The organism is Streptomyces sp. NPDC059169 (genome assembly GCF_042755225.1).
Taxonomy (GTDB): Bacteria; Actinomycetota; Actinomycetes; order Streptomycetales; family Streptomycetaceae; genus Streptomyces.
Window position 1 is genome coordinate 608,659 of the sequence record NZ_JBHZCF010000001.1, and the last position, 26,613, is coordinate 635,271.

Annotated in this window: 28 protein-coding genes; 9 read left to right on the forward strand and 19 right to left on the reverse strand. The window is 71.5% G+C overall.

The annotated features are described in order from the left end of the window. Positions 1 to 334 precede the first annotated feature (334 nt). The gene (locus tag ACFXOM_RS02660; RefSeq protein WP_384939253.1) at positions 335 to 658 is read left to right on the forward strand and encodes a WhiB family transcriptional regulator; all 324 of its coding nucleotides are present in this window, start codon (positions 335 to 337) and stop codon (positions 656 to 658) included. A gap of 79 nt (positions 659 to 737) precedes the next feature. Here ACFXOM_RS02660 and ACFXOM_RS02665 read toward each other — a convergent pair whose 3' ends face one another. Further along, on the reverse strand, positions 738 to 1,628 hold the full coding sequence (locus ACFXOM_RS02665) for a LysR family transcriptional regulator (RefSeq protein ID WP_384939255.1): 891 nt from the start codon (positions 1,626 to 1,628) through the stop codon (positions 738 to 740). A gap of 91 nt (positions 1,629 to 1,719) precedes the next feature. Here ACFXOM_RS02665 and ACFXOM_RS02670 point away from each other — a divergent pair, with 91 nt between their 5' ends. The 4 genes from ACFXOM_RS02670 (at position 1,720) to ACFXOM_RS02685 (ending at position 5,262) form a co-directional block, all read left to right on the forward strand. Beyond that, positions 1,720 to 2,388 (forward strand): MOSC domain-containing protein, encoded by a 669-nt coding sequence (locus tag ACFXOM_RS02670; protein ID WP_384939257.1) that lies wholly within the window; start codon positions 1,720 to 1,722, stop codon positions 2,386 to 2,388. A 104-nt stretch (positions 2,389 to 2,492) separates the two neighbouring features. Next, positions 2,493 to 3,266: an SDR family NAD(P)-dependent oxidoreductase gene (locus ACFXOM_RS02675; protein WP_384939259.1), complete on the forward strand. Its 774-nt coding sequence runs from the start codon at positions 2,493 to 2,495 to the stop codon at positions 3,264 to 3,266. Between the two features lie 180 nt (positions 3,267 to 3,446). Then, positions 3,447 to 4,496: a hydroxyacid dehydrogenase gene (locus tag ACFXOM_RS02680; RefSeq protein ID WP_385036785.1), complete on the forward strand. Its 1,050-nt coding sequence runs from the start codon at positions 3,447 to 3,449 to the stop codon at positions 4,494 to 4,496. Positions 4,497 to 4,569: 73 nt separating this feature from the next. Then, the gene (locus ACFXOM_RS02685; RefSeq protein WP_384939263.1) at positions 4,570 to 5,262 is read left to right on the forward strand and encodes an ester cyclase; all 693 of its coding nucleotides are present in this window, start codon (positions 4,570 to 4,572) and stop codon (positions 5,260 to 5,262) included. Positions 5,263 to 5,395: 133 nt separating this feature from the next. Here the strand turns inward: ACFXOM_RS02685 and groL are convergent, their stop codons facing one another. The 3 genes from groL to ACFXOM_RS02700 all read right to left on the reverse strand — a co-directional run bounded on the left by groL (position 5,396) and on the right by ACFXOM_RS02700 (position 8,938). Then, complete coding sequence (gene groL, locus ACFXOM_RS02690) at positions 5,396 to 7,018, reverse strand: chaperonin GroEL (RefSeq protein WP_384939265.1); 1,623 nt, start codon at positions 7,016 to 7,018, stop codon at positions 5,396 to 5,398. Positions 7,019 to 7,119: 101 nt separating this feature from the next. Then, positions 7,120 to 7,428 (reverse strand): co-chaperone GroES, encoded by a 309-nt coding sequence (gene groES / locus ACFXOM_RS02695; protein ID WP_015035628.1) that lies wholly within the window; start codon positions 7,426 to 7,428, stop codon positions 7,120 to 7,122. Positions 7,429 to 7,843: 415 nt separating this feature from the next. Beyond that, complete coding sequence (locus tag ACFXOM_RS02700; RefSeq protein WP_384935396.1) at positions 7,844 to 8,938, reverse strand: polysaccharide deacetylase family protein; 1,095 nt, start codon at positions 8,936 to 8,938, stop codon at positions 7,844 to 7,846. Positions 8,939 to 8,959: 21 nt separating this feature from the next. Between ACFXOM_RS02700 and ACFXOM_RS02705 the strand changes: the two genes are divergently transcribed. Next, a complete protein-coding gene (locus ACFXOM_RS02705; protein WP_384946104.1) occupies positions 8,960 to 10,270 on the forward strand; it encodes an SAM-dependent methyltransferase in 1,311 nt (436 codons plus the stop codon). A 169-nt stretch (positions 10,271 to 10,439) separates the two neighbouring features. Here the strand turns inward: ACFXOM_RS02705 and ACFXOM_RS02710 are convergent, their stop codons facing one another. From ACFXOM_RS02710 to ACFXOM_RS02725, 4 genes are all read right to left on the reverse strand, one after another. Next, positions 10,440 to 11,180, reverse strand: coding sequence for a hypothetical protein (locus ACFXOM_RS02710; protein ID WP_384935393.1), 741 nt, complete (start codon positions 11,178 to 11,180; stop codon positions 10,440 to 10,442). Positions 11,181 to 11,215: 35 nt separating this feature from the next. After that, positions 11,216 to 12,511, reverse strand: coding sequence for an RNA polymerase sigma factor (locus ACFXOM_RS02715; RefSeq protein ID WP_385036787.1), 1,296 nt, complete (start codon positions 12,509 to 12,511; stop codon positions 11,216 to 11,218). Positions 12,512 to 12,569: 58 nt separating this feature from the next. Next, complete coding sequence (locus ACFXOM_RS02720; protein WP_384935387.1) at positions 12,570 to 12,926, reverse strand: YciI family protein; 357 nt, start codon at positions 12,924 to 12,926, stop codon at positions 12,570 to 12,572. A 145-nt stretch (positions 12,927 to 13,071) separates the two neighbouring features. Next, on the reverse strand, positions 13,072 to 13,878 hold the full coding sequence (locus tag ACFXOM_RS02725; RefSeq protein WP_384935423.1) for a polysaccharide deacetylase family protein: 807 nt from the start codon (positions 13,876 to 13,878) through the stop codon (positions 13,072 to 13,074). Between the two features lie 275 nt (positions 13,879 to 14,153). Here ACFXOM_RS02725 and ACFXOM_RS02730 point away from each other — a divergent pair, with 275 nt between their 5' ends. Continuing rightward, complete coding sequence (locus tag ACFXOM_RS02730; protein ID WP_385036789.1) at positions 14,154 to 14,519, forward strand: hypothetical protein; 366 nt, start codon at positions 14,154 to 14,156, stop codon at positions 14,517 to 14,519. A 292-nt stretch (positions 14,520 to 14,811) separates the two neighbouring features. Here the strand turns inward: ACFXOM_RS02730 and ACFXOM_RS02735 are convergent, their stop codons facing one another. The 4 genes from ACFXOM_RS02735 to tsaB form a co-directional block, all read right to left on the reverse strand. After that, positions 14,812 to 15,075 (reverse strand): hypothetical protein, encoded by a 264-nt coding sequence (locus ACFXOM_RS02735; RefSeq protein WP_384935379.1) that lies wholly within the window; start codon positions 15,073 to 15,075, stop codon positions 14,812 to 14,814. After that, positions 15,072 to 16,163 (reverse strand): tRNA (adenosine(37)-N6)-threonylcarbamoyltransferase complex transferase subunit TsaD, encoded by a 1,092-nt coding sequence (gene tsaD, locus ACFXOM_RS02740; RefSeq protein ID WP_384935377.1) that lies wholly within the window; start codon positions 16,161 to 16,163, stop codon positions 15,072 to 15,074. Before tsaD ends, ACFXOM_RS02735 begins: the two co-directional genes overlap by 4 nt. Continuing rightward, on the reverse strand, positions 16,156 to 16,647 hold the full coding sequence (gene rimI, locus ACFXOM_RS02745) for a ribosomal protein S18-alanine N-acetyltransferase (protein ID WP_385036879.1): 492 nt from the start codon (positions 16,645 to 16,647) through the stop codon (positions 16,156 to 16,158). The genes tsaD and rimI overlap by 8 nt, the downstream gene beginning before the upstream one ends. Before the next feature lie 76 nt (positions 16,648 to 16,723). Further along, positions 16,724 to 17,377, reverse strand: coding sequence for a tRNA (adenosine(37)-N6)-threonylcarbamoyltransferase complex dimerization subunit type 1 TsaB (gene tsaB / locus ACFXOM_RS02750; protein ID WP_384935374.1), 654 nt, complete (start codon positions 17,375 to 17,377; stop codon positions 16,724 to 16,726). A 157-nt stretch (positions 17,378 to 17,534) separates the two neighbouring features. Here tsaB and ACFXOM_RS02755 point away from each other — a divergent pair, with 157 nt between their 5' ends. After that, entirely contained in the window at positions 17,535 to 18,065 is a 531-nt protein-coding gene (locus tag ACFXOM_RS02755) for a hypothetical protein (protein WP_384935417.1), read from the forward strand. A gap of 71 nt (positions 18,066 to 18,136) precedes the next feature. Here the strand turns inward: ACFXOM_RS02755 and ACFXOM_RS02760 are convergent, their stop codons facing one another. The 7 genes from ACFXOM_RS02760 to glmS form a co-directional block, all read right to left on the reverse strand. Then, complete coding sequence (locus tag ACFXOM_RS02760; RefSeq protein ID WP_384935372.1) at positions 18,137 to 18,334, reverse strand: hypothetical protein; 198 nt, start codon at positions 18,332 to 18,334, stop codon at positions 18,137 to 18,139. A 173-nt stretch (positions 18,335 to 18,507) separates the two neighbouring features. Then, positions 18,508 to 19,020: a tRNA (adenosine(37)-N6)-threonylcarbamoyltransferase complex ATPase subunit type 1 TsaE gene (gene tsaE / locus ACFXOM_RS02765; RefSeq protein WP_384935369.1), complete on the reverse strand. Its 513-nt coding sequence runs from the start codon at positions 19,018 to 19,020 to the stop codon at positions 18,508 to 18,510. Continuing rightward, positions 18,992 to 20,221: an alpha/beta fold hydrolase gene (locus ACFXOM_RS02770; RefSeq protein ID WP_384935366.1), complete on the reverse strand. Its 1,230-nt coding sequence runs from the start codon at positions 20,219 to 20,221 to the stop codon at positions 18,992 to 18,994. Before ACFXOM_RS02770 ends, tsaE begins: the two co-directional genes overlap by 29 nt. Positions 20,222 to 20,287: 66 nt before the next feature. After that, positions 20,288 to 21,433, reverse strand: coding sequence for an alanine racemase (alr, locus tag ACFXOM_RS02775; protein WP_384935363.1), 1,146 nt, complete (start codon positions 21,431 to 21,433; stop codon positions 20,288 to 20,290). Positions 21,434 to 21,605: 172 nt separating this feature from the next. Further along, positions 21,606 to 23,039, reverse strand: coding sequence for an NAD(P)H-hydrate dehydratase (locus ACFXOM_RS02780; RefSeq protein ID WP_384935360.1), 1,434 nt, complete (start codon positions 23,037 to 23,039; stop codon positions 21,606 to 21,608). 227 nt (positions 23,040 to 23,266) lie between these two features. After that, positions 23,267 to 23,635, reverse strand: a complete 369-nt coding sequence (locus ACFXOM_RS02785) for a holo-ACP synthase (RefSeq protein ID WP_384935357.1) — start codon at positions 23,633 to 23,635, stop codon at positions 23,267 to 23,269. Next, on the reverse strand, positions 23,632 to 25,479 hold the full coding sequence (gene glmS / locus ACFXOM_RS02790) for a glutamine--fructose-6-phosphate transaminase (isomerizing) (RefSeq protein WP_384935354.1): 1,848 nt from the start codon (positions 25,477 to 25,479) through the stop codon (positions 23,632 to 23,634). The genes ACFXOM_RS02785 and glmS overlap by 4 nt, the downstream gene beginning before the upstream one ends. Positions 25,480 to 25,620: 141 nt before the next feature. Between glmS and coaA the strand changes: the two genes are divergently transcribed. Then, a complete protein-coding gene (gene coaA / locus ACFXOM_RS02795) occupies positions 25,621 to 26,613 on the forward strand; it encodes a type I pantothenate kinase (protein ID WP_384935351.1) in 993 nt (330 codons plus the stop codon).

The window sequence follows — 26,613 nt, forward strand, 5'->3', positions numbered from 1 at the left end:
TTACGTATCGTCACCTGTGCGGTTGACGCCCCCGGACTCTGCCCGAGTGCTTGTTCTCTCAACCGCATCCGCACTCTCAACGACGGTCACTCGAAAGAGTTACGGGTGGGAAGGGCACCTTCGGCACTCTACGTGAGGACCCGTGAGCGGAGGAGAGCGACACAGTTCAGCAGCGCATCACATGGCAGCTATGCCCCATTTAGCTCCATTTCTTCCCTTTTGTTGGTGTCTGTGGCTAGATTCGCAATGAGTCATATTTACATCTACTTACACCGTAGATGTACGGTCGGAGCTTCAGGCATCCACTCAGCACGGCTACAAGGGGACATGCGCTATGGCAGATTTCTCCCGCCTTCCCGGACCGAACGCCGATCTGTGGGACTGGCAGCTGCTCGCGGCCTGCCGTGGGGTAGACAGCTCACTCTTCTTCCATCCCGAGGGGGAACGCGGCGCGGCGAGGAGCGCGCGCGAGAACTCGGCGAAAGAGGTCTGCATGCGGTGCCCGGTACGCGCGGAGTGCGCAGCGCACGCACTCGCGGTGCGGGAGCCCTACGGGGTATGGGGTGGACTGACGGAGGACGAACGCGAGGAGCTCATGGGACGGGCGCGCCACCGGCTGATCCCGGCGGCCGGAGGAGGCGGCACCGCGCACGGCTGAGATTCGGCACCCACCTTTCGAAGAAACGTTCCTGCGCCGTCCCGCCCAACACCGGCGCAACAGCGAGCGACGCGGTCGTTCAGCGTGCGGCGGCGAGCACCAACCGGTCCAGGGTGGCCGCCACCGCAGGGACCCGAGCCAGGTCGGGAAGGGTCAGGGCGACGATCTCGCGGGAGACGGACGGCTCCACCGTCACCGTGCGAGCGCCCTTCGGCAGCACCGACTCCAATGCCAGCTCCGGAAGCACGGCCACCCCGAGGCCAGCGCCGACCAGTCCGACCACCGCCGGGTAGTCGTCCGTGGCGAAGTCGATCCTGGGCGTGAAACCCGAACCCTCGCAGACCGCAACGAGCTGGCGGCGGCAGCGCGGACACCCCGCGATCCACGGTTCGTCCGCGAGGTCCGCGATGGACACGGCACCCGCTTCCGCGAGCCGGTGCCCTTCCGGCACCAGGCCGACCAGGCGGTCGGACAACAGCGGTGTCACGACCAGGTCCTCCCACTCGGCGCCCCCGGGGCCGTACCTGAAGGCCAGCGCCACGTCGCAGTCACCCTCGCGCAGCATCTCCTCGGAGCGCGGCGGCTCCGCCTCGACGAGCGAGACGCGCGTCCCGGGATGGGCCGCGCGGAGTGCGGCGAGCGCCGCGGGCACCAGGGTCGAGCTGCCGCTCGGGAACGACACCAGCCGCACCCGTCCCGCGCGCAGCCCGGCGATGGCAGCGACCTCCTCCTCGGCCGCGGTCAGTCCCGCCAGGACGCCGGCCGCGTGGCGCACGAGGACCTCACCGGCCTGGGTCAGCCGCATCTCCCGACCGGTCCGGATCAACAGCGGCGTCCCCACGGATGCTTCGAGCGCCTTCATCTGCTGGCTCACGGCGGGCTGGGTGCAGCCGAGCTCCCGCGCCGCCGCGGAAAAGGAACCGGTGGCGGCCACAGCGCGCAGGACACGGAGGTGGCGGGCTTCGATCACCCCTCGAGCATAAGGCAGTCTTGGGGTGCAGTCGCAGTCCACCCGCTCGTCTTTTGGCCCGGAACCAGACCCTTCGGTTAGCGTCGCACGCATGGAACTTCTCTCCGTGAACACGGGACGGCCGAAGACCGTCGGCTACACCGACGCAGCCAGCGGCATCACCGGGATCGACAAGCGCCCGGTCGACGGTCCCGTGCGGATCTTCGCGCCGGGCCCCTTCGGAACGGGCGCCGGCGGCGTCGAGGGGGACACCGTCAGCGACCTCCGGTTCCACGGGGGGAACGACAGGGCCGCCACCGCCGTCGCCCGCGAGGACCTGGACGCGTGGGAGCAAGAACTCGGTCGGCCGCTGGCCAACGGTGGGTTCGGCGAGAACCTCACGACCCTCGGCCTCGACGTGAACGGGGCCCTGATCGGCGAGCGCTGGCGCATCGGCTCCCACGCGGTGCTGGAGGTGACCGGGGGACGGATCCCCTGCCGAACGTTCCAAGGGCACCTCGACGAGCAGGGCTGGGTGCAGCGGTTCACCAGAGCGGGAAGACCCGGCGCACTGCTCAGGGTCATCGAGCCGGGCGCGGTCTCGGCCGGCGACCGGATCGAGATCGTGCACCGGCCGGACCACGACGTCACCGTCGCACTGCTGTTCCGCGCCGTCACGCTGGAGCGGCAGTTGCTCCCCCGCACACTGGTCGCGGCGGAGTGGATGGAGGCCGAACTGCTGGCGAAGGCACGGGCGTACGCCGCCGAACACTGCGCCTGAGGCGGGCGACATCGCGCGGGGAGCGGGGAGGCGGGCGCGCAACCACGGGCGGGCCGCGTCCGGTTCCGGTCATCGGCGGCACCCGGGGTACTAACGTGCCGCCCATGACGACAGCATTGATTACCGGCGCGACCGCGGGCATCGGAGCCGCCTTCGCGCGACGTCTTGCGACGGACGGACACGACCTGGTCCTGGTGGCCCGCGACACCAAGAGGCTCAAGGAGCAGGCCACCGAGCTGCACGACCAGCACGGCATCGAGGCGGAAGTGCTGGCCGCCGACCTGGCCGAGGAGACGGGGATCGCCGCCGTCGAGACACGGCTCACCGACACCAGGCACCCGGTCGATCTCCTCGTCAACAACGCCGGCTTCGGCAACAAGGGGCGCTTCCTGGAGGTGTCCATGGCCGACGAGCTACGGATGCTGAAAGTGCACTGCGAGGCCGTGCTACGGCTGACGTCGGCGGCTGCCGGGGCGATGCGCGGGCGCGGCAGGGGCGGTGTGGTGAACGTGGCCTCGGTGGCCGCGTTCGTCCCGCGCGGGACGTACGGGGCCTCGAAGGCGTGGGTCGTGCAGTTCACCCAGGGTGCGGCGCGGGACCTCGCGGGCACGGGGGTACGGCTGATGGCGCTCTGTCCCGGCTTCGTGCGGACCGAGTTCCACGAGCGGGCCGGGATGGGGACGGACAACATCCCGGGGTGGATGTGGCTGGACGCCGACAAGCTGGTGTCGACGGCCCTGGCCGATCTCGCACGCGGGAAGACCCTGTCCGTCCCCGACCCGCGCTACAAGGCGCTCATGGGGGTGGTGAAACTGGCGCCCCGCGGCCTGCTCGGCGGGGTCAGTTCCAAGGCGGGCCGCAAGTACGGACCGCAGTGACGCACGCCGCAGCCCCGGGGCGGGCTACCCACGGCGGCGGCCCCTCGGGACCGGCCGCCGCAACCGCCCTCTCCTGCAACTCCGTTGCGGCCGGGCCGGTCGGCGTCCGCCCTCACCGGTCCAGTGGGGCGGAGGCCCTCCAGCCCGTCAGGCCCCCCTCTCCGCCGCACGCGAGAAGGGATGTGCCCCGTGCCCCGCACTGCTGAGGGTGCCGCCGGCAGCCGCCCCGCCCTGCTGCTCGCGATGGGTCCGGGCATCGCAGAACGCCTGCTCACCGAGGCCCATCGCCATCGCCTCGCATCGCTGACCCGCACCGACCCCCGGCTCGTCGCCCACGACCTCACCGCGCCACCCCCGGCGGTCGCCACGGCGCTGGCGGAGGCCGAACTCCTGCTCACCTGCTGGGGGGCCACGCCCCTCGACGAACGCGTCCTCGACGCCGCTCCGCAGCTGCGCGCCGTCGTACACGCCGCGGGCTCGGTGAAGCACCACATCACCCGAGCGTGTTGGGACCGCGGCATCGCCGTCACCTCCGCGGCGGCGGCCAACGCCCGGCCCGTCGCGGAGTACACCGTCGCCTCGATCCTCCTCGCCAACAAGCGGGTCCTACACGCCCGTCACCGCTACCGACAGGTACGCGCGTCCCACGACTGGCACGAGGAGATCGGCAGCGGTGGGAACTACGGGCGCACGGTGGGCGTCATCGGAGCGTCCCGGGTCGGCCGCCGCGTGATCGAGCTGCTGCGCCCGTTCGACCTGGGGGTCCTGTTGTACGACCCGTACGTCGGCGCCGCCGGGGCGGCGCTGCTGGGGGTGGAGGCGGTACCGCTGGACGAACTCTGCTCGCGGAGCGACGTCGTCACCGTGCACGCTCCCGCGCTCGCCGCCACCCGCCACGTGATCGACGCCCGCCGCCTGGCACTGATGTCCGACGGCGCGACCCTGATCAACACCGCACGCGGTTCCCTGGTCGACACGGACGCACTACTTCCGGAGGTTGTCTCCGGTCGCCTCCACGCGGTCCTGGACGTCACCGAGCCCGACGTCCCGCCGCGCGACTCCCCGCTGTACGACCTGCCGAACGTCGTACTGACCCCGCACATCGCAGGTTCCCTGGGCAACGAGATGCACCGGCTGGCCGACGAGGCGCTGCGCGAGGTCGAGCGCTACGCCCTCGGCGAGCCGTTCGCGGAACGCGTGGATCCAGCCGTACTGAACCGATCGGCCTGAGCAGACAATTGCCCCAATATCACTAAAATAGGAAGGAATCGACGCAGCGACCACCCGCCCCGGGAGACGCGCCATGACATTCGTACAATTGATCGATTGCAAGACGGATCACCTCGATGAGCTCAACCGGCTCATGGACACCTGGGTCGAACAGACCAAGGGCAAGCGCACGGCCACGCACAGCCTCGTCGCGAAGGACCGCTCCGACGCCACCCACGTCATAGAGATCGTCGAGTTCCCCTCGTACGAGGACGCCATGCGGAACTCGAACCTGCCCGAAACGGACCGGATATTCCAGGAGATGGTGGCGCTCTGCGACGGGATGCCGACCTTCACCGACCTGGAGGTCGTCCGGGACGAGCAGCTGAACAAGGACCTGTGCGCCAGGTTCTTCACCGAAGGCCTCACCGGTGACGGCTCGGCCCTCGACGGCCTGCTCACCCGGGACTACCTCGATCACGACCCGTCCAACGCGCAGGACACGATGGGCCTCGAAGCGCTGCGCAAGGAGATCGCGATGTGGCGCCAGGGGTTCGACTACACATTCACCATCGAGGACCAGCTCGCCGAGGGCGACCGGGTGTGCACCCGCTGGACCTGGGGTGGCGTGCAGAAAGGGGAGTTCATGGGAATTCCGGCCACCGGGAAGAGGGTGTCGATGACCGGCACGACCATCCACAGCCTCCGCGACGGCATGATCTGCGAGGGCTGGTGGCAGTACGACCGCCTCGGCCTGATGGGACAGCTCGGCGTCGTCGAAACCTGAGAGCGACCCCGCACACCGCCCACGTCCGGCCCGTGTCCCGGTCCACGGTCCACGCGACGGAGCCACCCGGCCGGTCGCGCGGAGGCCCCCGCTCACGGGAGCGGGGGCCTCCGCGTGCCCTCAGGGGTCAGTGTCAGTGGGCGTGGCCGTGACCGTGGCCCGCCTCAGCCGGCTCCTCTTCCTTCTTCTCCACCACGAGCGTCTCGGTGGTGAGCAGCAGGGAGGCGATCGACGCGGCGTTCTCCAGCGCGGAGCGCGTGACCTTGACCGGGTCGATGACGCCGGCCTTCACCAGGTCGCCGTACTCCCCGGACGCGGCGTTGAAGCCGTGGCCCTTCTCCAGCTCGGCCACCTTGGCGGTGATCACGTAGCCCTCGAGGCCGGCGTTCTCGGCGATCCAGCGCAGCGGCTCGACCGCGGCGCGGCGGACGACCGCGACACCGGTGGCCTCGTCCCCGTCCTTGCCGAGGTTGCCCTCGAGTGCCTTGGCGGCGTGGACCAGCGCGGAGCCACCACCGGAGACGATGCCCTCCTCGACCGCGGCACGGGTCGCGGAGATGGCGTCCTCCAGACGGTGCTTCTTCTCCTTCAGCTCCACCTCGGTGGCGGCGCCGACCTTGATCACGCACACGCCACCGGCCAGCTTCGCGAGGCGCTCCTGGAGCTTCTCGCGGTCCCAGTCGGAGTCCGTGGTCTCGATCTCGGACTTGATCTGCGCGACGCGGCCGGCCACGTCCTCGCTCTTGCCGCCGCCGTCGACGATCGTCGTGTCGTCCTTGGTGACGGTGACGCGACGGGCGGAGCCCAGCACGTCCAGACCGGCCTGGTCGAGCTTGAGGCCGACCTCCTCGGCGATGACGGTGGCACCGGTGAGCGTGGCCATGTCCTGCAGCATCGCCTTGCGGCGGTCGCCGAAGCCCGGGGCCTTGACCGCGACCGCGTTGAAGGTGCCGCGGATCTTGTTGACGACGAGGGTGGAGAGGGCCTCGCCCTCCACGTCCTCGGCGATGATCAGCAGCGGCTTGGAGGCGCCGGCCTGGATGACCTTCTCCAGCAGCGGCAGCAGGTCCTGGATCGAGGAGATCTTGCCCTGGTTGATCAGGATGTACGGGTCGTCGAGGACGGCCTCCATACGCTCCTGGTCGGTCACCATGTACGGGGACAGGTAGCCCTTGTCGAAGGCCATGCCCTCCGTGAAGTCCAGCTCCAGACCGAAGGTGTTGGACTCCTCGACGGTGATGACGCCGTCCTTGCCGACCTTGTCCATCGCCTCGGCGATGAGCTCGCCGACCTGCTGGTCCTGGGCGGACAGCGCGGCGACGGCGGCGATGTCGGACTTCTCCTCGATCGGACGCGCGGTGGCGATCAGCTCGTCGGAGACGGCCTTGACCGCGGCGTCGATGCCCTTCTTCAGGGCGGCCGGGGAGGCGCCGGCGGCGACGTTGCGCAGACCCTCGCGGACCAGGGCCTGGGCGAGGACGGTGGCGGTGGTGGTGCCGTCACCCGCGATGTCGTTGGTCTTGGTCGCCACCTCCTTCACCAACTGGGCGCCAAGGTTCTCGTACGGGTCCTCGATCTCGACCTCACGGGCGATGGTGACGCCGTCGTTGGTGATGGTCGGGGCGCCGAACTTCTTGTCGATGACGACGTTGCGACCCTTGGGGCCGATCGTCACCTTGACCGTGTCGGCGAGCTTGTTGACGCCGCGCTCGAGGGCGCGACGGGCGTCCTCGTCGAACTTCAGGATCTTCGCCATGGAGCTTCTCAAGTCCTCTCAAAACGAACCACGCCCCGGGCCACCCGGCTACTTGCGTCGCGGGGGCCAGGGGCGCAGTTCAGAGCAAATCTGCTGGTGAATTACTTCTCGACGATCGCGAGCACGTCGCGGGCCGAGAGGACGAGGTACTCCTCGCCGTTGTACTTCACCTCGGTGCCGCCGTACTTGCTGTAGAGCACGACATCGCCGGTCTTGACGTCGAGCGGCAGGCGCTCGCCGTTCTCGAAGCGGCCCGGGCCGACGGCCAGGACGACGCCCTCCTGGGGCTTCTCCTTGGCAGTGTCCGGGATAACCAGGCCAGAAGCCGTGGTCTGCTCGGCGTCGAGCGGCTGGACCACGATGCGGTCCTCGAGCGGCTTGATGGCAACCTTGGAGCTGGTGGTCGTCACGATCCGACCTCCCCCTTCGGAGATCTCACGGGGTTAACTGTCTGAGGTGGCGACCAGGTGGATCCGTCGTCGCGGGTGCCGGACCTGCCCGTCGCTGTATTGGCACTCTCCTGTGGGGAGTGCCAGAGCCGAGACTATGACTGCGATTAGCACTCGGTCAAGCGGAGTGCCAGTTCGCAGCGCGGCGCGGGCACGACGACGGGTCGGTTCCGGTACGGACAACGCCCGGACGCCGCGAGTCGTTCCGCACGACCGTCCATACGGCCCCACCACCGACGACCGCCTGCACACCGCGCCGCCACGGTCCGGCGCACCGCCGTCGACCGGCAGCGGTGGGGCCGCCGTCGGGCGCCCGCGACGGGCCCGCCGGCCGCCGGCGGGCGGCGGGCGGCGGGCGGCGGGCGGCGGGCGGGCCTCACACGTAGTCCTCCAGGCGCGCCACGGCGAAGCCCTTGTCCGTGATGACCTTCATGACCTGACGGATCAGGTCGGGCATGTCCGCCTTCCACTCGGCGTCGCCGCGGAAGTGGGTGAGGATGATGTCACCGGGATGCAGGTCACGGTCCGCCTCGCGCCACTCCATGTGGTCCGGGAACGCCTCGGCGGCCCAGAGCGGCACGGCCTTCACCCCGCACGACTTCGCGGCCTTGAGGGTGTCCCTGTTGTAGGCACCGTAGGGCGGACGGAAGAGTCGGGGCCGCTTGCCGAACTGTTCCTCCATGCGCTCCTGCTGGCCGCAGACCTCCTCCTTCTGCTCCGCGTACGGAAGCCCGCGCAGATAGCGGTGGTTGATGGTGTGGTTGCTCAGGGTGACGCCGCGCTTCTGCATCTTCCTGAAGTAGCCGTAGTTGTCGCGCACGAGGTAGTCGCTGAGGAAGGCGCTGTAGGGGATCTCCAGTTCGCTCATCATCCGGAGCAGTTCGGGATCCTTCTCCGCGCCGTCGTCGATCGTCAGGAAGACGACCCGGTCCTTGGTCGGCACCGTGGTGAACACGGGGGGCAACCCTTCGGGGTCGTCGACCTCGAAGCCCTTGCGGGTGTGGATCACCGGCTTCCGGCGGGGTGGCGCAGGCGCGGGCAGGGGTGTCTGCTTCAGCTTCCAGCGCCGGGCCGCCACGGCACGAGGCGACTGCGCCTCCTTGATCCGCGCGGCGTGCTCATCCTTCATGCGGCGCGCATAGTCGGCGAGCGCCTCTGCCGGGTCCGCCGGGCGCCCCTTCACTCCCCCCGTGTGCACCTGGGGGCGCTCCTCCTTCCCGTCCTTCCCCTTACCGCCCTTCTCCGTACGCTCCGTCTCCTTCCGCTCGTCCAACGTGTCCTGGTGCCCGCCCGCGGCCCCCTGTCGCCGGGCCTCGTGCTGCGACTCCGGGCCGGGGGCGGGCTTTGAGACGCCCCTGGGCGCGCCTGCGTGCCTGCCGTCGTCCGCCGAAGGCTCGGCCGCACAGCCCGAGGCGACGGCGGCGGCGAGCAGCATGCACACCCAGGTACGCCCGTACCGATTCGTTCTCATCTTTTCGTTTTGTCGTACTTGCTGCATGGCGCCGCATCCTGTCAGCGCCACGCCCCCGCAGGGCTCCGACACCGCGACCGGGCGCACACCATCCCCCGGCTGGCCGACAATGGCCGGGTGAACGACCTCGCCTCCCTCGCCCCGCTGCTCACCGACGACGGACAGGCGCTGCTCGCCGCCCTGCGCGACCACGACCCGGCACAGGAGCTTGCGGTCGCCACCCGGCTGCGCCGCGACCACCCGGCCGAGTTGGTCTCCGCTGCTCTCTCCCAGGCCCGGCTGCGGCAGCGGGCGGTGGCGAAGTTCGGCGCGGACGACGCGTACCGCATGTACTTCACGCCGCACGGAGTCGAGCAGTCCACGCGCAGGACGGTCGCCGAGTACCGGGCCCGGCGGTTCCGCGGGATCGGCCCCGACGAGGTCACCGACCTGTGCTGCGGCATCGGCGGCGACGCCGTGGCGCTGGTGCGGGCGGGCTTCACGGTGCGGGCCGTCGACCGCGATCCGCTCACCGCCGAGACGGCCCTGCTCAATGTGCGCACCCTGGTCGGCGACACCGCACCGATGACGGTGACCTGCGCAGACGTCATGGAGTACGACCTGTCCGGCAGCACGTCCGTCTTCATCGACCCGGCGCGGCGCGGAAGCGGCCCCGGGCGGGCGAGGGGAGGGCGGATCTTCGATCCGGAGGCCTACTCCCCACCACTGTCCTGGGCGATCGAGGCAGTGCGCCGAGTCGGCACGGGGGCGATCAAGATCGCCCCCGGTATCCCGCACGAGCTCGTCCCCGACGACTTCGAAGCAGAGTGGATCTCCGACGGCGGAGACGTCAAAGAGGCCGTCCTCTGGCACGACGCGGGCAGGACGGGGACCGTCACCCCCGGCGCCCGGCGCGCCACCCTGCTCCCGTCCGCAGCCACGTTGACGGGCCGCGGCCTGCCGGACCCGGAGGTGCGTGAGCCGGGCCGCTACCTCTACGAGCCCGACGGTGCGGTCATCCGCTCCCATCTGGTCGCCGAGGTCGCAGAGGATCTCGACGGCGGCCTGGTCGACCGCACCATCGCCTACGTCACGTCGGACGAACTACGCCCGACCCCCTACGCCACCGCCTATGAGATCACCGACGAACTCCCCTTCAACCTGAAGAGACTGAAGGCTCTGCTGCGCGAGCGCGAGGTCGGCACCCTGACGGTGAAGAAACGCGGCTCCGCCGTCGAACCGGAGGAGCTGCGCCGCAAGGTGAAGCCGAGCGGGCCGAACGCCGCGACGGTCTTCCTCACCAGGGTGGCCGGGGCTCCGACCGTACTGATCGGCCGGCCGGCGGACATCTGACGCGGAGGGGAACAGGCTCCCGTGCACGGGCCCACCGGGCAGGCAGTTCCCGCTGGGCGCACTCCACAGGCCAGTGCTCCCCCCACGGGGCCGGTTCCCCTCCACCGACGGGTGCCGAGGCCTGCCGGGTGCCGCGCGGGAGGCCCGGCAGGCGGGTACGGCGGGGGCCTCAGTCCCGCTCACCGTCGCCTGTGGGCACAGCCGGCGCGGACGGCTCGCCCCGCGCCGCGGCGGCCGTGGGAGCGGACGCCCCGACCGGACCGCCGGAGGGATCGCGGGGCAGCCCGGTCGGTGCCGCGGACGCGAGGCGGATCGCCCAACGGTAGTGGGACGCAGCCCTGGTGGCACCGATCAGGGCCATCACCCAGAAGGTGAACCCCGCGCCCATGAAGTACGCGACCTCGCCGTAGGTCCAACTGCCCGGACGCGCCTCCGCCGGGACCGCGAAGCAGATCCACAGCCCCAGCGCCCCCAGCGCACAAGAGACCAGCAGCCAGCTCAGGCTGCGCCCTGGGGAGCGGAAACGGGCGTCGCGCGCGGGGTCGGTGTCCAGCGCGGCCCACTGCACGAGAAGGGCGCGCACCCGGCGGTCCCGACCCAGATCGAGGGCGACGCCGATGACGGTCGGCACGAGGACGGCGATGCCCAACGCGGCACCCACCACCAGTACCGGCAGGGACAGCACGTCCAGGCGCGGCCCCATCGAGACGAGCCCGGCCCCCATGAGCCCCCAGCCGAGCTGCAGCACCGCCACGGCCGTCAGGAACAGCAGCAGCCGCGGCACTCCGATCCTGCCCCTCGTGAGGGCTTCCAGCACGGCCGCCCGGTCGGCGAGGAGCGCCTCCCGGTCGGGCCACGACCGGAGGTGCCCGGGCGGCGGCGGTGGGGGCAGGGGCGAGCGCGGGGACATGCAGGCGAGCCTATCGGCAGGCCCGGCAGGCGAGTTCACGCCTCTGGCTGCGACGCCTTCGCGAGCAACAGGGCGCGTTCCCGCGCGTTGCGGGTCAGTGCCGCTGCCCGCGCGAACTCCGTGCGCGCCTCCTCCGATCGCCCGAGCCGCGCCAGCAGGTCACCCCGTACGCTCGGCAGCAAGTGGTACTCCCTCAGCGCGGGTTCACCGGCGACTGCCTCCACCACTTCCAGCCCGGCCTCCGGTCCCTCGGCCATCGAGACGGCGACCGCCCGGTTCAACTCGACCACGGGGGACGGTGCGATGACGGCGAGCCGCGCGTACAGGGCCGCGATGGTGGGCCAGTCGGTGTCCTCGTAGGTCACCGCCCGGGCGTGGCACGCGGCGATCGCGGCCTGGAGGGCGTACCGGCCGGGAACTCCGCCCACCGCGCCGGCACGGCCGAGGGCGGCGAAGCCACGGCGGATCAGCAGTTGGTCCCAGCGGCGGCGGTTCTGCTCCGCGAGCAGGACCGGCTCGCCTCCGGGACCGGTGCGGGCCGCCATGCGGGAGGCCTGGAGCTCCAGGAGCGCTGCGAGGCCGTGGACTTCGGGCTCCTCCGGCATGAGCCCGGCGAGCACCCGGGCAAGGCGCAGCGCGTCCTCGCACAGGCCGGGGCGCAGCCAGTCAGCGCCCGTGGTCGCTGCGTATCCCTCGTTGAAGACGAGGTAGATGACGTCGAGGACGGACGGGAGCCGTTCGGCGCGCTCCTCGCCGTACGGCGCCTCGAAGGGCACGCCGGCCTTCGCCAACGTCCGCTTGGCTCGGACGATGCGCTGGGCGACCGTGGTTTCGGGAACGAGGAAGGCCCGGGCGATCTCCTCGGTGGTCAGGCCGCCGAGCAGCCGCAGGGTGAGCGCGGTGCGCGCCTCGGCGGAGAGCACCGGGTGGCAGGCGGTGAAGACGAGCCGAAGCAGGTCGTCGTCGATGTCATCGGGGCCCGGGACGAGGTCGGCGGGGTCGGGTTCGTACGCCGCAGCCGCCGACTCGAGGTCGCGGCCCATCTCGGCGAGTTTGCGGGCGTACACGTCGCGGCGGCGCACCAGGTCGATGGCGCGGTGCTTGGCGGTGGCCATGAGCCAGGCGGCAGGATTGTCCGGGACACCCGACACCGGCCACCGCTCCAGCGCGGCGACGGCGGCGTCCTGGGCGAGTTCCTCGGCGAGGCCGATGTCCCGGACGATCCGCGCCGCGGCTGCGACGATGCGTGCGGACTCGATCCGGAATACGGTCGCCACGGTCTGGGCGGTCCCGCCCGCCCGGCTGGCGTCGACTGCGTTCTGTGCGCTCACGGGTACCCATCAGAGCACCCGTGCGGCGCAGCGGCAATCGGCGGCCGGGCCGCCGGGATCAGCCCTCCGCGATCTGACGGATCTCGGAGGTGATCTCCCAGTACTCCTCGTGGACCTGCAGGAAGCGCTTGGTCCACTCCAGCACCTCGGCGTCGTCCTTGGCCTGGATGAGGGCGTAGCCGCCGATCACCTCCTTGGACTCGGTGAACGGCCCGTCGGTCACCGTGATCTTCCCTCCGGACCAGGTGACGCGCTTGCCCTGCGCGGTCGGCGTGAGGCCGGCGGTGTCGAGCAGGACTCCGGCCTTGGTCATCTCCTCGATCAGCTTCCCCATCCGCTCCATGAGTTCCTGGCTGGGGCCCTCGGCGGGGGCCTCGGACTCGTTGATGCGGACCATCGTCAGGTAGCGGGGCATGGTTGCTCCTCTGGTCGGTCGGCGGGGCTGTTCCGCGCCTCTCACCCTGTACGTCGAACGGGACCGGGTCCGATCGACACTCGGCGCGAGAAATTCTCCCGAGGACGTTCCGCGGGCGCGGTCCGGCCGTCTCCGGGGCCCGGGACTAGAGGTAGTCCTCCAGTCGGGCCACCGCGAAACCCTGCTCCCGTATGCGGCGCAGCATGTTCGCGGTCATCTCGGTCATCGTCGTGCCCTTGAGGTCCGACGGACCGCGGAAGTGGGCCAGGATGATGTCGCCGGGGTGGAGCTTCTTGTCACCGCGCTGGTACTGCATGTTCGTGATCTGCATGGACTCCCGCCAGAGCACGATCGCCTCGACCCCGCAGGACGCGGCGGCCGTCCGGGTGTTCTCGTTCCAGTTGCCGTAGGGCGGGCGGAACAGCCGTGGAGTCGCGCCGTACTGCTCCTTCAGCTTCTCTTGCTGGCCGCATATCTCCCGCTTCTGGGCGGCGGGTCCCAGGGTGCGCAGGTTCGGGTGGGTCAGGGTGTGGTTGCCGACTCCGCCGCCGAGTTGCCGGAGCTTGGTGAAGTAGCCGTAGTCGGTGCGGATCGCGGCGTCCGTCAGGAACATCGTGAAGGGGACGTTCAGCTCCCGCATCATCGTCACGAACGTGGGGTCCTTCTCGGCCCCGTCGTCGAACGTGAGGAAGACGATCTTCTCCTTGGTGGGGATCTCGCTGATCACCGGCACCTGGCCGCCACCGCCCCGGCGCCCCCCTGGCTTGGTCGCGGGCGGAGCCGGCGGCGCGGCCAGCGGCTCGAGACCCCACTTGCGGTAGGCGGCCTCGGTCTTGGCGCGGGCGTCGTCCGCGTCCGTGCCCGGCTGCGCGGTCCGCGGGGAGGACGCGGACGGTTCCGCACTCCGGGATGCCGCAGGGGCCTCGGTCGTACAGCCCGTCGCGAGACCCATGAGAACGGCGCAGGCCAGCGCCGCGCCCCTGATTCGCCTGCCCACCGTGCCCACCCCGTGTCGTGCCTACGTCATGCTCTGCCCTGCTTGATGACGAACAGGCGTCCGAGGTTCCACCGCGTGGTCTGCCGGCCGGCATCCAGCTTGCGGCTCGCGGCCGTGGCGGCGCCCGGGGGCCCGCAGGCGCCCGCCGCGCGGGGCCGGCGATATCCGACGCACCCACTGCGCGAGCGGCCTCGGCGCGCCTCGGGCGTCGTCCGCGCACGGAAGTGGGAGTGGAGAACGCCCGGGTGGCGGAGCGCAGGCAGAGCAGCACCCGAGGACGCGGCAGGCCCGGCCGGTCGGAGCCCGAACAACTGGTGGAGGTCGCGCGGCGGATCCTGCAGGACGAGGGGGCGAGGCCCTCTCCACGGCGCAGGGTCGCCGAGGATGTCGGAGCCACACCGATGGCGCTCTACCACCACGTCCGCGACACGGACGAACTACTGATGCTCGCCCTGTCCGACATGGCCACCACCGTTCCGCGGTTCGTGCTCCCCGACGAGCCGCGTGCCCGCCTGCTCGCCGTCTCGCTGCACATGCGTGCTGCGGCGGATGTCCTGGGTGGTGGAGGTGCTGTGCCTCGGCGGCCTCACCGATGAAGGGGCGTTGTGGATGGTCGAGGAGATCGTCGGATCCGCGGTCGCCTGCGGTCTGTTGGCAGCGACGGCAACGGCAACGGTCCACGCCTACCGCACCGTCTGGCACGGCGTGTACGGCGATCCCGTCTTCCGCCCCGCCCGGGGAAGCCCGCCGAGGACCCCGCCCGCACACTCCCCCGACGCGCTGCCGGGCGGGGCCGATGCGGACGGACTCCCGCAGCCGGCCGCCCGCAGGGGCGCTGGTCCGCGATCGACGGACCCTACGACGTCGCCGAGCGGCTCGACGCCGTCCTCACTGGCCTTCTGTCCCGAGGGACTCGAAGCGCCACCGGTGCACCGGACGGGTGATCAGGCTGTCGTCGGGCTCGGGGAGTTCCGGCACGTCGGCGTCGAGGGGGGCGTCCCACCACGTCAGGACGAGCACCCGCTCCCCCGGCGCCCGGAAGGTCTCCCGTCGCAGCGGGGCCGCGTCGAGGGGCTGCGTCCGTGCCCACTCGAGCAGTTCCGCGCCGCGCCCCGCGACCGCCCGTGCCTCCCACATCAGCGTGACGCTCACGAGTACAGGTTGTCCTTACTGATCTCGTGCACGTGGTCGTGGTGCTGTCCCGGGACGTGGGGGTCCGTCACGGGCAGGGAGGAGTCGGCGGACAGCTCCCAGTCCGAGGCGGGCCGGTTCCTGGTGACCATCTCCGCACCGAGCGCGGCAACCATCGCGCCGTTGTCCGTGCAGAGCTTCGGCCGCGGCACCCGCAACCTGATGCCGGCCGCCTCACAGCGTTCCTCGGCGAGCGCCCGCAGCCGCGAGTTGGCGGCGACACCGCCACCGATCATCAGGTGATCGACGCCCTCGTCCTTGCAGGCACGGACGGCCTTGCGGGTGAGCACGTCCACCACGGCCTCCTGGAAGGACGCCGCCACGTCCCGTACGGGCACGTCCTCGCCCGCGTTCCGCTTGGCCTCGACCCAGCGGGCCACGGCCGTCTTCAGTCCGGAGAAGGAGAAGTCGTACGCCGGGTCGCGCGGGCCGCTCAGCCCGCGGGGGAAGGCGATCGCCGAGGGGTCGCCCTCCTTCGCCAGCCGGTCGATGACCGGACCGCCCGGGAAGCCCAGGTTCAGCACGCGCGCGATCTTGTCGAACGCCTCGCCCGCCGCGTCGTCGATCGTCGCGCCCATCGGCCGTACGTCGGCGGTGATGTCGGGCGCGAGCAGCAGGGAGGAGTGGCCGCCGGACACCAACAGCGCCATCGTCGGCTCGGGGAGCGGACCGTGTTCCAGTTGGTCCACGCAAATGTGCGAGGCCAGGTGGTTCACCCCGTAGAGCGGTTTGCCCAGGGCGTAGGCGTACGCCTTCGCTGCCGAGACGCCCACCAAGAGCGCGCCCGCGAGCCCGGGGCCCGCGGTGACCGCGATGCCGTCCAGGTCCCCGGCCGTGACGCCGGCGTCCTTCAGGGCGCGCTCGATGGTGGGGACCATCGCCTCCAGGTGGGCGCGGGAGGCGACCTCCGGTACGACCCCGCCGAAGCGCGCGTGCTCGTCGACGCTGGAGGCGACGGCGTCGGCGAGCAGCGTGGTGCCGCGGACGATGCCGACTCCTGTCTCGTCGCAGGACGTCTCGATGCCGAGTACGAGGGGTTCGTCAGCCATGGTTCTCAGTTCCTTGTACGTCGTGTACGTGCAGCCGCATCACGAGGGCGTCGACGTTGCCCGGCTGGTAGTAGCCACGGCGGAACCCGATGGGTTCGAAGCCGAAGCGCTCGTACAGCTTCTGGGCACGGGTGTTGTCCACACGCACTTCGAGCAGGACCTCGTCGCACTCGAAAGCGGTGGCGTGCTGCAGCAGGTCGGTCAGGAGCCGGGCGCCGAGGCCTGTGCCCCACTGGTCACGGGCGACGGCGATGGTCTGGACGTCGCCGAGCCCGCCGGCCGCGGCGAGGCCGGCGTACCCGACGACCCGGTTCGCCCCGTCGCCCGGTGCGTCACCCGGGGTCTGAGCGACCACGTAGCGGCGGGTGGACTGCGGACCGCGCGCGTGCGCCAATTCGGACCAGAACATGCCCGCGGACCAGGCGTCCTCAGGGAAGAGCTCGTGCTCCAGCTCCAGTACCGGAGCAATGTCCCACCAGCGCATCTCGCGCAGGACGGGGACACTCCCCCCGGCGCTCACGGTGTCGTCCTCTGCGGTCGGGTGGCCGCGTGCCCGCCGCTCACTTCGGAGTGACCACCTTGTAGTTCTTCGGCACCTGGGCGTCCGGCCGCCGCAGGTACAGGGGCTGCGGGGCCAGCATCTCCTCGCCCGCGGCCAGCTTCTCGACGGCCAGCGACGCGAGCGCGGCAGCCGACTGGTGCTCGGGCGCCCGGGCGTCGCGGAACACCTCCGGGTACAGCAGCGCACCCGCGCCGACCGCGGGGAGTCCGGCGACCTGCTCGGCGATCTCGGCGGGCCGGTCGACGGCCGGCTCCCCGCGCCGACCGCGGAAGCCGTCGTACCGCGCCCAGTAGACCTCCTTGCGACGGGCGTCGGTGGCCACGACGAAGGGGCCGTCCAGCCGGGAGGCGTACGCGAGGCCGTCCAGCGTGCACAGGCCGTGGACGGGTACGCCGAGGGCCGAGCCGAACGTCACGGCCGTCACCAGCCCGACGCGCAGCCCCGTGTAGGGGCCGGGCCCGACACCGACGACGAGGCCGGTGACCGCGTCGAGTTTCAGTCCGGCCGCGGCGAGGACCCGGTCGACGGCGGGCAGCAACAGCTCCCCGTGCCGACGGGCGTCGACCTGGGTCGCCTCGGCGACGACGGAGTCGCCGTCGTGGAGGGCGACGGTGACGGCAGGGGTGGCGGTATCAACGGCGAGCAAGAGCACGCAAACAGCCTACGACCACGGCGAGGGGGGCACGGCGTCCCGTCCCTCCCTGCCGCTACTGCTACCGTCGGGCGCACGTGGACGCGGGCACCGCCCCGGTCCGGGGATTTCGGGGACGGGAAGGGGCAGCAAGGTGGCAAGGAGCAGCTCGGGGATGGTGGCCGGGCTCACCGCCGGAGCCATGGCCGTCGTCGCCTTCCTCGCCTACCAGGCTTCGGCGCACGTCCCGGCGACCCTCGGCACACCACCCGTCACCTCCCCGAGCGCCCGCCCGTCGGGTTCCCCCGCGGAGACGCACAGGGACCCGCTGGCCGTGCCCGCCCTTTCCGGCGAGGGGACGCGCGTCGTCTACTCGCTGGGGGAACGCCGGGTGTGGTTGGTGCCCTCGAAGGGGCAGCACCCGCCTACCTTCCCGGTCATGCCGAGCACGGTCAGCCCGGCACCCGGCACCTACACCGTGACGTCGCGGACCGACCGGATCCAGGGCTCGGACGGTGTGCCGATCGAGCACGTCGTCCGGTTCGCGAAGGTCGACAACGTGACGATCGGCTTCAGCGCCGCCACGGACGGGTCGATGCAGAACCCGGACATCTCGAAGAAGACGGGCGGCGTGCGGATGAAGCGGGCGGACGGCAATGCGATGTGGACGTTCGCCGGGCTCGGCACGAAGGTCGTCGTCGTTCCGTAGCGGCTGACGAACCCGTGCGGCAGTGCGGCACGGCACGACCGCACCACCGACGTCACATTCACTCGGACGGACTACGCCGCGTCACGGTGCGGCCCGTGCCCTCCGGGTACGTCGCGCTCCGCGGCAACGTCACGATCGCGTTCGCGGGGCGGGGTGGAGACCGCGCTGGCCGCCGCACAGGACGCCAGCAGATCGCTCATCGAGAACGCCGACTGCGGCCGGGACTGCGACTGCGGCCGGGACGGTGCTTCGCGCTCGGACGCCGACATGCATGCCTCCTGGGGCTCCGGGAGCAGGCGTTGGTTAGGCAGACCTAACCTGGTCTCGTCATCCATGTGACCACGGTCGGAGCGCGAGATGCAACATTTTACCGACGTCTTGTCGGAACGTACACAAACAGTCAGTAGGGCGTCCGCCGAACGGCGGACGGACGGAGTCGTGATCAGGCGGCGAACCCGTCGAGCCCCGCATCGGCCCAGCGCGCCCCGAAACCGGTCAGCGTGACCGTGCGGCGCTCGTCGTCGGTGTTCCCGACGACCCGGTGGATCACCACGTGCAACCGGTCGTCGGACAGGTCCTCGACCTTGCCGTCACCCCACTCGACCACCACCACCGACTCCGGCAGCGAGACGTCGAGGTCCAGGTCCTCCATCTCGTCGAGTCCGCCGCCCAGGCGGTACGCGTCGACGTGAACCAGCGCGGGCCCGCCCACCAGCGACGGGTGCACACGGGCGATCACGAAGGTCGGCGAGGTCACGGCACCGCGCACGCCCAGGCCCTCGCCGAGCCCACGCGTCAGGGTCGTCTTCCCGGCGCCGAGCTCTCCGGTGAGCATCACGAGATCACCGGGTCGCAGCAGTTTGGAGAGCCGAAGGCCCAGCTCCTGCATCTGCTCCGGCGAGGTGACGGTGAGGCGGGCGGCGGTCTCAGCCGCCGGGCTGTGCGGTGCTTCCATACGTGCCAACGTTAGCCGCTGCCGGGACCGCTCCGACCCGCACCAGCAGGTCCGCAAGCCGGTCCGTGACCACCTCGGGGTGTTCCAGCATCACCAGGTGCCCCCCGTCCGGCACGATCACCAACTCCGAATCGGGCAGCAGGTCCGCGATCGCCTCGCTGTGCGAGCTGGGCGTCACCAGGTCCCGGTCCCCGGCGAGGACCAGCACCGGGACCTCCTGGAAGACCTCCAGCACCGACGCCTTGTCGTGCTCGGCGAACGCCGGGTAGAACTCGGCGACCACGTCGATCGGCGTGCCTTCGATCATCCGTTCCGCGAACCTGGCAATCGCCGGATCCACGTCCTTCGAACTGAACGAGTACCGCTTGATCAGGCCCGCGAAGAGATCGGCCGTGGCCCGGCGGCCCCGCTCGACCAGCTCCGCCTGCGAACCCAGCGCCTTCAGCACACCGGGCAGCACGCGGCGCACCACGTTCACCCCCGCCACCGGCAGTCCGTAGTTCACCTCACCGAGCCGACCGGCCGAGGTACCGACGAACGCGACCCCCACGACCCGCTCCCGGATCAGTTCGGGGTGTGTGGCGGCCAGCGCCATCATCGTCATGCCGCCCATCGAATGACCGACGAGCACCAACGGGCCCTCCGGCGCCGCATCGTCGATCACCGCCTTGAGGTCTCGGCCCAGCCGGTCGATGGAGACCGGCACACCGTCCGGACCCGACTGGGCGGCCCCGCGACCCGACCGCCCGTGGCTGCGCTGGTCCCAGTGCACCGTGCGGACCAGACCGCTCAGAGCGGCCCGCTGGAAGTGCCAGGAGTCCTGGCTGAGGCAGTAGCCGTGGCTGAAGACCACGGTCACCGGCGCGGGCGCCTTGCGGCCGAAGAGCCGCCGCCTGCGCGGCGCGGCGCCGCCGGTCTCCGGGTCCACCTCGTCCGTCTCGTAGTACAGGGCCGTGCCGTCGTCGGCGGTGGCCCTGCCCGGGGTACCGCGCAGCGACCCGTACGGCCCCGAGGCGTCCAGGGCGAGGCGGGCCTTGCGGCGCATGCCTCGGCCCACCGTCATGCGCTCCATGGCGACACCCGCCGCCGCACCCGCGGCGATCACCCCTATGGCGGCACCGGCGATACCCGCCCGGCGCCAGTTGCCCGTGGCTGCGTCGGTCACCGCCGCCGCCACGTCCCCCGCGCTGCTCTCGCTCACCGTGCCGCTCCTATGTGGTCGTCCGGTCGTCCGGTTCCCTCTGAGGTCGTGCGGTTACTCGTGCGGTTACTCGTTGAGATAGACGCGCGGGACACGCTTTCCGATCCGCGTGACGATCTCGTAGGCAATGGTGCCCGCCGCCTCGGCCCAGTCCTCGGCCGTCGGCTCCCCACCGTCACCGGGGCCGAACAACACCACCTCCGCGCCGTCGCGGACCGTGGCGCCACCGGGACCGAGGTCGACCACGAACTGGTCCATGGCGACCCGTCCGGCCACCCGGCGCCACTCACCGCCGACCAACACGGGGCCGCGACCCGAGGCGTGTCGCGGGATGCCGTCCGCGTACCCGACCGGCACCAACCCCAGCGTCGTCTCCGCGGGCGTGACGTAGTGGTGTCCGTAACTCACCCCGTGGTCCGCCGGAACCTGCTTCACCAGCGCCATGGACGCCTTGAGCGTCATGACCGGGCGCAGCCCGAAATCGGCCGGGGCGCCCAGCTCGGGAGCGGGCGACACCCCGTACACCGCCACGCCGGGGCGCACCAGGTCGAAGTGCGCCTCCGGGAGGGTCAGCGTGGCCGGGGAGTTGGCGATGTGCCGCACCTCGGGCTCTATGCCCTCCTTCTCGGCGTACGCCACCAGATGGCGGAAGGCGGCCAGCTGGGCGGCGACGGACGGGTGGCCGGGCTCGTCCGCGCACGCCAGGTGCGACCACAGACCGGTGACCTTGACGGTGCCGGCCTTCTCCTCGGCACGGGCGGCGGCCACCAGCTCGGCCCAATCCGCCGGCTGGCAGCCACTGCGACCGAGACCCGTGTCGGCCTTGAGCTGGATGCGTGCCGTGCGGCCCGCCTCCTGCGCCGCCCTGGCCACCTCGCGCAGCGCCCACAGGGCGCTCACGCCCATGTCCAGGTCGGCCTCCACGGCCTCGCGCCAGGGACCGCCGGGCGTCCAGAGCCAGCACATCACCCGGCCGCCGATCCCGGCCGCGCGCAGTCCGAGGGCCTCCTCCGGGGTCGCGGTGCCGAGCCACGCGGCGCCCGCGGCCAGCGCGGCACGCGCACAGGGCACCATCCCGTGCCCGTACGCGTCGGCTTTCACCACGGCCATCACGGCGGCCCGGGGCGCACGTGCGCGCAGGGCGCGCACGTTGGCGCGGAGTGCGGCGAGGTCGATCTCGGCCTGAGCTCGGAAGGGTGCGTTCGTCGTCATCGCCGCCAGTCTCTCAGAGGCCCGCGAGATCGTTCGTGCGGCAACGACCAGGAGTGGCGCTGGTCACCCGGGTGCGGGGCCGCGCGGGCACGGCAAGAGGGTGCGGTCCGAGTGGGCACGGCCCAGGCCGGACGGGGGCCGGCGCACGGGCGCCCCGGTCGTTCCACGGCCGTCAGAGCGCCTTCGTGTCGCGCCACGCGCGGGGAACGGCCTCGGCCACGTCGTGGGCCGCCACCGGCGCCCCGGCGGAGACGAGACGCGCGGCGAGGCCGTGAAGGTACGCGGCCACGGAGGCGGCGTCGAACGGCGCGAGTCCGGCGGCCAGCAGCGAGCCCGCCAACCCGGACAGCACGTCGCCGCTGCCCGCCGTGGCCAGCCACGAGGTGCCCGTCGGGTTCACCCGGACCGCACGGCGGGCGTCCGGATCGGCCACGAGGGTGGTGGAGCCCTTCAGCAGCACCGTCGCGCCGTACTTCGCGGAGAGGGACCGCACGGCGGCGAGTCGCGCCCCCTCCACCTCCTCGCGCGCCACGCCGAGGAGCGCCGCCGCTTCGCCCGCGTGCGGGGTGAGCAGCGTCGGCGCGCTCCGGGCGCGCACCGCTTCCGGGTCGAGGCCGCGCAGTCCGTCCGCGTCGACCAGCACCGGCACGTCGGAGTCCAGCACCTCGTCGACGCCGGGCCCGTCGCCGAGTCCCGGGCCGACCACCCAGGACTGGACCCGGCCCGCCTTCGACGGCGGCCACCCGTGCACCAGCGATTCCGGGAAACGGGCGATGACGGCGTCCGCGGCCGGGCCCACGTACCGCACGGCTCCCGCGCCGCCGCGCAGCGCACCGGCGACGGCGAGCACCGCCGCCCCGGGGTAGCGCGCGGACCCGGCGACGACGCCCACCACCCCACGCCGGTACTTGTCGCTCTCCGCAGCCGGTACCGGCAGCAGTTGCGCCACGTCGGCGTGCTGGAGGGCCTCCAGGTCGGGTACGGACGGCAGGTGCGGCTCCAGGCCGATGTCGACGAGCCGCACCGCTCCGGTGTGCTCCCTGCCGGGATCGACCAGCAGGGCGGGCTTGTACGTGCCGAACGTGACCGTCGCATCGGCCCGCAGCGCCTCCCCCTTCACTTCTCCGGTGTCCGCTTCGACGCCGCTGGGCAGGTCGACCGCGAGCACGAGGGCGTGGGAGCCGCGGGCCGCACGGGTCACCGGAACAGCTTCCGGCCGGAGGCCGCCGTGTCCGCCGATGCCGGTGATGCCGTCCAACACCAGGTCCGCGACGGCCAGTACGTCGAACGGGTCGTCGGCGACCCGCCCCCCGGACTTGAGCAGCGCGGCAAGCCCGGCCTCGTGGGTCCGCTCCGGTGCGAGCAACACCGCGGTCACCCCGGCGCCGCGCCGCGCGAGGCGCGCGCCCGCCCAGAGCGCGTCTCCCCCGTTGTCCCCACTGCCCACGAGCAGGACGATTCTGGCCCCGTACACCCGGCCGAGCAGGCCGGCGGCCGCGGCGGCCAGCCCCGCGGCGGCGCGCTGCATGAGCGTGCCCTCCGGCAGCCGTGCCATCAACTCGGCCTCGGCGGCCCGTACGGTCTCGACGCTGTAGGCATGACGCATGCTCAGAAGCATGCCGTGCGACCGCCGCTACGGCCACGCCGGATGCGCGCACGGAGTCTTCGGCACCGGACCTTGCTCCGGGGCGAGCCCCCGCCCGGGAGGGGCCGGGGGGGGACGCGGACGGAGCCCGTTCGGGGCGCTCGCACGTGGCGCGGGGCGACGGACCGGCCCCTCACGAGGCCCCACGGCCGCCGTCTCGCCCACCCCGCCGCCGGTCCGCGATACGGCTACCCCTCCGCGATCACCATCGCGGACGCCACCCCCGCGTCATGACTCAGCGAGACGTGCCACACCCGCACCCCACGCTCCGCCGCCGCCTCGGCCACCGTGCCCGTCATCCTCAGGCGCGGCCGCCCCGAGTCCTCTACGTACACCTCGCAGTCCGTCCACAGCAGCCCCGCCGGTGCGCCCAGTGCCTTCGCCACCGCCTCCTTCGCGGCGAACCGCGCGGCGAGGGAGGCGATGCCACGACGGTCACCGCTGGGCAGGAACAGCTCGCTGTCCAGGAACAGCCGGTCCGCCAGCGCGGGCGTCCGCCGCAGTGCGTCCTCGAAGCGATTGATCTCGGCGACGTCGATCCCCACCCCGACGATCATTCGACGGTGACCGACTTCGCCAGGTTCCGCGGCTGGTCGACCTCGTTGCCGCGGGCCGTCGCCAGCTCGCAGGCGAACACCTGCAGGGGAACGGTCGCGACCAGTGGCTGCAGCAGCGCCGGGGTCGCCGGGATGCGGATCAGGTGGTCGGCGTAGGGCACGACCACCTCGTCGCCCTCCTCGGCGATCACGATGGTCCGTGCCCCGCGGGCCCGGATCTCCTGGATGTTGGACACGATCTTGTCGTGCAGCACGGAGCGGCTACGCGGCGACGGCACCACGACCACGACGGGCAGGTCCTCCTCGATGAGGGCGATCGGGCCGTGTTTGAGCTCGCCCGCCGCGAAGCCCTCCGCGTGCATGTACGCGAGTTCCTTGAGCTTGAGCGCGCCTTCCAGCGCGACCGGGTAGCCCACGTGACGGCCCAGGAACAGCACCGTGTTCTTGCCGGCGAGGGAGCGGGCCAGCTCGCGCACCGGCTCCATCGTCTCCAGCACCCGGTCCACCTGGGTCGCGATGTCGGCGAGGTCCCGCACGACGGCGTGGATCTCGTCGCCCCACTTCGTTCCGCGGACCTGGCCCAGGTAGAGCGCGACCAGGTAGCAGGCCACGAGTTGGGTCAGGAACGCCTTGGTGGAGGCGACCGCGACCTCGGGCCCCGCGTGCGTGTACAGCACGGCGTCGGACTCGCGGGGGATCGTCGAACCGTTGGTGTTGCAGATGGCCAGGACCCTCGCGCCCTGCTCGCGCGCGTGGCGCAGCGCCATGAGGGTGTCCATGGTCTCGCCGGACTGCGAGATCGCGATCACCAGGGTCCGCTGGTCCAGGATCGGGTCCCGGTAGCGGAATTCGCTGGCCAGCTCGACCTCGCAGGGAATGCGGGTCCAGTGTTCGATGGCGTACTTGGCGATGAGTCCGGCGTGGAACGCCGTCCCGCACGCCACGATGACGACCTTGGAGGCCTCGCGCAGGACCGTGGCCGGAATGCGCACCTCGTCCAGGGTCAGCGAGCCGGCGGCGTCGATGCGGCCCAGCAGGGTGTCGGCGACCGCCTTCGGCTGCTCGGCGATCTCCTTGAGCATGAAGTAGTCGTAGCCGCCCTTCTCCGCGGCGGAGGCGTCCCAGTCGACGTGGTACGAGCGGACCTCGGCGGGCGCACCGTCGAAGTCGGTGACGGCGACCGCGTCGCGACGCAGCTCGACGACCTGGTCCTGGCCCAGTTCGATGGCGCTGCGGGTGTGGTCGATGAACGCGGCCACGTCGGAGGCGAGGAACGCTTCCCCATCACCGACGCCGACGACCAGCGGCGAGTTGCGGCGTGCCCCCACCACCACGTCCGGTTCGTCCGCGTGCACCGCGACCAGGGTGAACGCGCCCTCCAAGCGCCTGCAGACCAGGCGCATGGCCTCGGCCAGCTCGCCGCAGGACGAGAACGTCTCGGCGAGCAGGTGTGCGACGACCTCGGTGTCCGTCTCGGAGGACAGCTCGTGGCCCCGTTCGGCCAGTTCGGCCCGCAGCGAGGCGAAGTTCTCGATGATTCCGTTGTGGACGACGGCGACCCGGCCGGCGTTGTCCAGGTGGGGGTGGGCGTTGGCGTCCGTGGGGCCGCCGTGGGTCGCCCACCTGGTGTGTCCGATGCCGGTCAACCCGGTCGGCAGCGGCCGGTCGACCAGTTCCTTCTCCAGGTTCAGAAGCTTGCCCGCCTTCTTCGCAGCGGCCAGTCCGCCGTCGGCGAGCACCGCCACACCGGCCGAGTCGTAGCCCCGGTATTCGAGCCGCTTGAGTCCGGCGATGACGACATCGAGCGCGGACTGCGCTCCCACGTAACCCACGATTCCGCACATGGCCGCAGCCTAAGGGGTGCGCAGCGGGCCGGCGGCGGTCCGCCATGGGCGCCTTCGGGACAATCCCGCGACCTGTCCACGGTGCGCGGGCGTGAGGGATACCACGCCGCGTTCGGCCGTCCGTGCCCCGACAATAAGCATGTGATCACTTCGCCGCCACGAAGCCGTAGGACCGAGAAGACGGAGTCGTCGCCCTACGTCGACCTCACCCGGGAGGAGTGGAGTGCCCTACGGGAGAAGACACCGCTGCCGCTGACCGCAGCCGAGGTCGAGCAGTTGCGCGGGCTCGGCGACGTCATCGACCTCGATGAGGTGCGGGACATCTACCTGCCGCTGTCCAGGCTGCTCAACCTGTACGTCGGCGCCACCGCGAACCTCCGCGGCGCGCTGAACACCTTCCTGGGCGAGGCGGGCAACGGCCACGGCACCCAGCGCGGCACCCCGTTCGTCATCGGCGTGGCGGGCTCGGTGGCCGTCGGCAAGTCCACCGTCGCACGACTGTTGCAGGCCCTGCTCGCCCGCTGGCCGGAGCACCCGCGCGTCGAACTGGTCACCACGGACGGCTTCCTGCTGCCGATGAAGGAGCTGCACGAACGCGGCCTGATGTCGCGGAAGGGGTTCCCCGAGTCGTACGACCGGCGCGCCCTGACCCGGTTCGTCGCGGACATCAAGGCGGGCAAGGACGAGGTCACCGCGCCCGTCTACTCGCACCTGATCTACGACATCGTGCCCGGCGAGCGGCTGACCGTGCGCCGCCCCGACATCCTGATCGTCGAGGGACTCAACGTCCTCCAGCCGGCCCTGCCGGGCAAGGACGGTCGCACCCGGGTCGGTCTCGCCGACTACTTCGACTTCTCGGTGTACGTGGACGCCCGGCCCGAGGACATTGAGCGCTGGTACCTCAACCGCTTCCGCAAGCTGCGCGAGACCGCCTTCCAGGACCCGTCCTCGTACTTCCGCAAGTACACCCAGGTCTCCGAGGAGGAGGCGCTGGAGTACGCCCGCACGATGTGGCGCACGATCAACCGGGTAAACCTCCTGGAGAACGTGGCGCCGACCCGCGGGCGGGCAGCCCTCGTCGTCCGCAAGGGGCCCGACCACAAGGTCCAGCGGCTCTCCCTGCGCAAACTCTGA

Excerpts from the sequence above, each read along its gene's own strand:
- ACFXOM_RS02660 (WP_384939253.1), top strand. The coding sequence starts at position 335 with ATGGCAGATTTCTCCCGCCTTCCCGGACCGAACGCCGATCTGTGGGAC.
- ACFXOM_RS02670 (WP_384939257.1), top strand. The coding sequence starts at position 1,720 with ATGGAACTTCTCTCCGTGAACACGGGACGGCCGAAGACCGTCGGCTAC.
- ACFXOM_RS02675 (WP_384939259.1), top strand. The coding sequence starts at position 2,493 with ATGACGACAGCATTGATTACCGGCGCGACCGCGGGCATCGGAGCCGCC.
- ACFXOM_RS02680 (WP_385036785.1), top strand. The coding sequence starts at position 3,447 with ATGTGCCCCGTGCCCCGCACTGCTGAGGGTGCCGCCGGCAGCCGCCCC.
- ACFXOM_RS02685 (WP_384939263.1), top strand. The coding sequence starts at position 4,570 with ATGACATTCGTACAATTGATCGATTGCAAGACGGATCACCTCGATGAG.
- groL (WP_384939265.1), bottom strand. The coding sequence starts at position 7,018 with ATGGCGAAGATCCTGAAGTTCGACGAGGACGCCCGTCGCGCCCTCGAG.
- ACFXOM_RS02700 (WP_384935396.1), bottom strand. The coding sequence starts at position 8,938 with ATGAGAACGAATCGGTACGGGCGTACCTGGGTGTGCATGCTGCTCGCC.
- ACFXOM_RS02710 (WP_384935393.1), bottom strand. The coding sequence starts at position 11,180 with ATGTCCCCGCGCTCGCCCCTGCCCCCACCGCCGCCGCCCGGGCACCTC.
- ACFXOM_RS02720 (WP_384935387.1), bottom strand. The coding sequence starts at position 12,926 with ATGCCCCGCTACCTGACGATGGTCCGCATCAACGAGTCCGAGGCCCCC.
- ACFXOM_RS02725 (WP_384935423.1), bottom strand. The coding sequence starts at position 13,878 with ATGGGTCTCGCGACGGGCTGTACGACCGAGGCCCCTGCGGCATCCCGG.
- tsaD (WP_384935377.1), bottom strand. The coding sequence starts at position 16,163 with ATGGCTGACGAACCCCTCGTACTCGGCATCGAGACGTCCTGCGACGAG.
- rimI (WP_385036879.1), bottom strand. The coding sequence starts at position 16,647 with ATGCGCTGGTGGGACATTGCTCCGGTACTGGAGCTGGAGCACGAGCTC.
- ACFXOM_RS02760 (WP_384935372.1), bottom strand. The coding sequence starts at position 18,334 with ATGTCGGCGTCCGAGCGCGAAGCACCGTCCCGGCCGCAGTCGCAGTCC.
- tsaE (WP_384935369.1), bottom strand. The coding sequence starts at position 19,020 with ATGGAAGCACCGCACAGCCCGGCGGCTGAGACCGCCGCCCGCCTCACC.
- alr (WP_384935363.1), bottom strand. The coding sequence starts at position 21,433 with ATGACGACGAACGCACCCTTCCGAGCTCAGGCCGAGATCGACCTCGCC.
- ACFXOM_RS02780 (WP_384935360.1), bottom strand. The coding sequence starts at position 23,039 with ATGCGTCATGCCTACAGCGTCGAGACCGTACGGGCCGCCGAGGCCGAG.
- ACFXOM_RS02785 (WP_384935357.1), bottom strand. The coding sequence starts at position 23,635 with ATGATCGTCGGGGTGGGGATCGACGTCGCCGAGATCAATCGCTTCGAG.
- glmS (WP_384935354.1), bottom strand. The coding sequence starts at position 25,479 with ATGTGCGGAATCGTGGGTTACGTGGGAGCGCAGTCCGCGCTCGATGTC.